The organism is Vogesella mureinivorans, assembly GCF_007644035.1.
Taxonomy (GTDB): Bacteria; Pseudomonadota; Gammaproteobacteria; order Burkholderiales; family Chromobacteriaceae; genus Vogesella; species Vogesella mureinivorans.
This window is the reverse complement of the sequence record NZ_VMTV02000557.1, coordinates 1-352: the sequence shown is the minus strand read 5'-3', so window position 1 is coordinate 352 and position 352 is coordinate 1. Positions and strand designations below refer to the sequence as shown.

Annotated in this window: 1 pseudogene; it reads right to left on the bottom strand. The window is 44.0% G+C overall.

The features are described 5' to 3' along the window. Nucleotides 1–229, bottom strand: a pseudogene (locus FLQ44_RS14535) (hypothetical protein); the annotation flags it as partial. Nucleotides 230–352: the final 123 nt, after the last annotated feature.

Genomic DNA, 352 nt, shown 5'->3' with positions numbered 1-352 from the left:
CACGTGCTTTCATTTTCAAATGTTCATCACATGACGGACAAACATAAGCATTAAAAGACATCGCTGTACGAGTCACGAGTGCATGACATTCAGGGCACTCAATGGTTGGTTCAGTAAACGTCGCTTTGAGTGTTTGTTGTTGATCAGGCACATCAATGCCTGGAACTTTACGATCTGTCCACGGCGTAATTGCGCTGAGGATTTTCCCTGATTTCACTTCTTGATTCATACTAACTCATCGAGCGCCGCTCGAAGCTCCTTGACTTTATTCACTGCTGCTTCAACAGCTTGTTCTGGTGCAAGATTTGCAAAAGGTTTGACAAAAGCACTTCCAACAATCACAGCATCTGCA